1 pseudogene is annotated in these 339 nt (G+C 61.7%); it reads right to left on the reverse strand.

The features are described 5' to 3' along the window. Window positions 1-339, reverse strand: a pseudogene (locus G6047_RS17015) (hypothetical protein); the annotation flags it as partial.

The following is a 339-nucleotide window of genomic DNA, read 5'->3' on the forward strand; positions in this document are numbered from 1 at the left end:
CGGGTATGACGATCTCGTCGCAATAGCCCACCACGCGTACGCTGTGGTTGCCCATGCCCACGTTGGTGAACACCGGACTGCTCTGCAGCGCGCCGCCGTCAAGGGAGTACTGGTAATCGGCCACGTTCACGCCCTCCACGTTGATCGTGATGGTCTGGGTATCCTGGAAGGCATCGGTCACGGTATAGGCCGGACTCAGTGCCACCGGAGGACTCGACAGGATCAGCGTATGCGAGGCCGTCTGCGACAGACAGCCTTGGGAGATGCTCACCACATCGGCGGTGTAGACTCCCGGTGCCTGGGCATAGTACTGTGGTGCGTTCACACCAAGTGCCACCC

The sequence above is a fragment of the Flavobacterium silvaticum genome, from assembly GCF_012911565.1.
In the GTDB taxonomy this organism is placed as follows: domain Bacteria; phylum Bacteroidota; class Bacteroidia; order Flavobacteriales; family Flavobacteriaceae; genus Flavobacterium; species Flavobacterium silvaticum.